Origin of the sequence: Roseicyclus sp., from assembly GCF_965662675.1 — a bacterium.
Lineage (GTDB): Bacteria > Pseudomonadota > Alphaproteobacteria > Rhodobacterales > Rhodobacteraceae > Roseicyclus.
Window position 1 is genome coordinate 2845 of the sequence record NZ_CBFIIK010000134.1, and the last position, 3841, is coordinate 6685.

The 3841-nt window shown below is 63.6% G+C and carries 4 protein-coding genes; 1 reads left to right on the forward strand and 3 read right to left on the reverse strand.

From position 1 onward, the window contains the following. Positions 1-230, reverse strand: a 230-nt coding sequence (locus ACTG4J_RS14190) for a GTPase (protein WP_439140391.1), incomplete at its 3' end; no start/stop codon positions are given. Between the two features lie 139 nt (positions 231-369). Between ACTG4J_RS14190 and trpA the strand changes: the two genes are divergently transcribed. Further along, the gene (gene trpA / locus ACTG4J_RS14195) at positions 370-1161 is read left to right on the forward strand and encodes a tryptophan synthase subunit alpha (protein WP_439140392.1); all 792 of its coding nucleotides are present in this window, start codon (positions 370-372) and stop codon (positions 1159-1161) included. Positions 1162-1173: 12 nt separating this feature from the next. Here the strand turns inward: trpA and ACTG4J_RS14200 are convergent, their stop codons facing one another. Both ACTG4J_RS14200 and ACTG4J_RS14205 read right to left on the reverse strand, forming a co-directional pair. Next, positions 1174-1506, reverse strand: a complete 333-nt coding sequence (locus ACTG4J_RS14200) for a DUF1992 domain-containing protein (RefSeq protein WP_439140393.1) — start codon at positions 1504-1506, stop codon at positions 1174-1176. A 60-nt stretch (positions 1507-1566) separates the two neighbouring features. Beyond that, positions 1567-3841: valine--tRNA ligase (locus ACTG4J_RS14205; RefSeq protein WP_439140394.1), on the reverse strand; the 2275-nt coding region annotated here is incomplete at its 5' end.

Consider the following 3841-nt stretch of genomic DNA (forward strand, 5'->3'; position numbering starts at 1 on the left):
AGGCCCGCGATATCGACAAAGGTCATGCGCGTCGGGATGATCTGTTTTGACGCCGCGATCGCCGCCAGCTTGTCGAGCCGCGCATCGGGCACGGCCACATCGCCCACATTGGGTTCGATGGTACAGAATGGAAAATTCGCCGCCTGCGCGGCCGCTGTGCGGGTCAGCGCGTTGAACAACGTCGATTTGCCGACATTCGGCAGCCCGACAATCCCCATCTTAAAGCCCATGATCCGCGCCCCTATGCATGAAATCGCCCCCCTTTACGGCGCAGCGGGCAAAGGGGCAACCACGCGCAAGACACCGCCCCATTGATTTCCGCGCGCCTATGGCCCAAACCCTGCCCGGAAATCACTGAACGGGGCGGATATGACACGGATCGACGATACCTTCGCACGGCTCAAGGCCGAGGGCAAAAAGGCTTTCGTGGCCTATGTCATGGCGGGCGACCCCGATTACGCCACCTCGCTCGAGATCGTGAAGGCGCTGCCCGGTGCGGGCGTCGATATCATCGAGTTGGGCATGCCCTTCACCGACCCGATGGCCGATGGCGAGACGATCCAGTTGGCCGGTCAGCGCGCGCTGGAAGGGGGCCAAACCCTCGACAAGACGCTGCAGATCGCGCGCGAATTGCGCAAGGGCGACGACAAGACACCCATCGTGATGATGGGTTATTACAACCCGATCTATTCCCGCGGCGTCGATACCTTTCTGGTGCAGGCGAAGGAGGCCGGGATCGACGGGCTGATCATCGTCGACCTGCCCCCCGAGGAAGATGACGAGCTGTGCATCCCCGCGCAGGCTGCAGGTCTGAATTTCATTCGGCTGGCCACCCCCACCACGGATGCGGCGCGCTTGCCCAAGGTACTGCAGAACACGAGCGGCTTCGTCTATTACGTCTCGATCACGGGGATTACGGGCGCTGCCGAAGCGCAGGCCGCCGATGTCGCCCCCGAGGTCGCGCGCATCAAGGCCGCGACCGATCTTCCGGTCATCGTGGGCTTCGGCATCAAGACGCCGGATGCCGCGCAATCCATCGCCGCCATCGCCGATGGCTGTGTCGTGGGCTCGGCCATCGTGTCCCAGATCGCGGCGGGCAAGCCCGTTCGCGAGGTCGCGGATTTCGTCGCGGGGCTGGCCGCGGGCGCGCATCGCGCCTGAGGGGCGCAGCCTTTAGCGCATAAATTTTTGCCGCGCCTCGACCGCGATGGCGAGCGTCATGCTCAATTCCGAGATCTTGGCCATCGCGGCACGTTTTTCGGCATCCGTGGTGGCGGTGGCGTAACCTGACTTGGCAGCCTCTAGCGCTTTGCGCAACTGCACCTCTTCTGGCAGCGCGCCATGCTCGGCCATGATGCGATAGCCCACCGCCAAGCCCGGATCGACCAATGCCGCCTCGGGATGGTCGGGCAGGGGTTTGCCCTCGCCTGCCAGAGCGGAGAGCTTTCCCTCTGCTCGGGCCTTGAGCATGCGGCGTTCGGCAAGGCGATCCAACCAGCGTGACATGGCCGGCACCATACCACATGCTGCGGACAAAGGCGCGCGTGGCGCGCGCCCTTGCGCATATCAGCCGATCGCCGCCAACCGCGCCAGCGCTGCGGCCAGTTTGTCTGCTTCCTCCTCGCGCGCGGCTAGATTTTCGCGGGCTTCGTCCACGATCTCTTCGGGCGCGCTCTCGATGAACTTGGGATTGCCCAAACGCCCCTTCAGCCCGCCGATTTCCTTGCCCAGCTTTTCCAGCGACTTTTCCAGCCGTGCCTTTTCCTCGGCCACATCGATCAGATCGGCGATGGGCAGGCCAAAAACCGCGCCTTCGGCAGCAACCGTCACAGCCCCCTTGGGCATCGCCGCGACGGGCGTGACCTCGGACAGCCGCGCAAGGCGTTCAATCATCGCGGCGTTGCGGGCGAATGCCGCCTGCCCGCGCGCGTCGATCTCGACCTGCAACAGCTGCACCTTGAGGCCCGCGGGCACATGCATCTGCGCACGGATCGAGCGGATTTCCTCGATCAAGCCGATGACCCAGCCCATCTCGCGGTCGGCCTCGGCATCGATCAGTTCGGCCCCGTAGTCGGGCCAATCGGCATGAACCAGCATGGTGTCGCGGGCCGCGATCGCGCCCCACAATTCCTCGGTGATGAAGGGCATGGTGGGGTGCAAAAGGATCAGGCACTGGTCGATCACCCAAGCCATCGTGGCCTGTGTCTCGGCGATCACGGCCGCGTCTCCAGAGGCGAAGAGCGGCTTGGCGAACTCGACATACCAATCACAAACCCGGCCCCAGACAAAAGCGTAAAGCCCGCTGGCCGCATCGTTGAAGCGATAGCCCGACAGCGCCTCGTCATGGGCGATGCGCGCGCGCGCGGTCTCGCCCACGATCCATTTGTTCACCGTCTGGGTGACCGCGGCAGGGTCGAAACCCGCCACCGGCTTGCAGTCGTTCATCTCGGCGAAACGCGCGGCGTTCCAGAGTTTCGTGCCGAAATTGCGATAACCCGCGATGCGGTCCTTGCTGAGTTTCAGATCACGCCCCATCGCCGCCATCGAGGTCAGCGTGAAGCGCAGCGCATCGGCGCCGAATTCGTCGATCAACTCGAGCGGGTCCAGCACATTGCCGATGGATTTCGACATCTTGCGCCCCTTCTCGTCGCGGACAAGGGCATGCACATAGACATCGCGGAACGGCACATCACCCACCACGGCCAATTGCATCATCATCATCCGGGCGACCCAGAAAAAGATGATGTCGAAACCAGACACGAGGGTCGAGGTCGGGAAGTAGCGCTTCAGCTCCGGCGTCTGTTCCGGCCAGCCCAGCGTGCCGATGGGCCAGAGCCCGGAGGAGAACCATGTGTCGAGGACATCGGGGTCGCGAATGAGCGCTTTGCCACCGGATTTCGCAATCGCCTCGGCCTCGGTCGGGGCGCAATACATGCCGCCATCCTCGTCATACCACACCGGGATCTGGTGCCCCCACCACAGCTGGCGCGAGATGGTCCAGGGTTCGATATTCTCAAGCCAGTGAAAATACACCTTGCGGTGCTGTTCGGGGATGATGCGGGTGCGGCCCGAGCGCACGGCTTCAAGTGCCGGTTCGACAATCTTGGCGGTATCGACGAACCACTGGTCGGTCAGCATCGGCTCGATGACCACCTTGGATCGGTCGCCATAGGGCTGGGTGATCGGCTTGGCCTCGACAAGGGGTACCAGCGCATCCGCGCCCTCTTCGCCGGGTTTGACGGCGTCCTTGCCCAAGCGCCTGTCATCTGCCCGCGTCATCACGGCCAAGCCTTCACCAGTGATCTCTTCGATCACCAGCGCCCGCGCCGCGTAGCGGTCGAGCCCACGCAGATGATCGGGCACGAGGTTCAGCGCGTCGGCCTCAAGCTCGGACAAGACCTGCGCGCCATTGGCCACGGCCTGCGCGATCGCCGCAGCCTGAGCATAGGGCGCACCATCATCGCGCAAATGGGCGCGGGTATCCATCAAGCGGTAACAGGGGATGCCACCGCGCTTGGCCACGCCGTAATCGTTGAAATCATGCGCACCCGTGATCTTGACCGCACCCGAGCCGAAATTCGGGTCGGGATATTCATCGGTGATGATCGGGATCAGGCGGCGATGTTCCTTGGGGCCGACGGGGATTTCGCACAGCATGCCGACGATGGGCTTGTAGCGGTCATCACCCGGATGCACCGCTACCGCGCCATCGCCCAGCATGGTCTCGGGGCGGGTCGTCGCGATCGAGATGTAATCGCGCTCTTCCTCGAAGATCACGTTACCGTCTTCATCTTTCTCCAAATACGCATAGGTCGCCCCGCCCGCCAAAGGGTACTTGAAG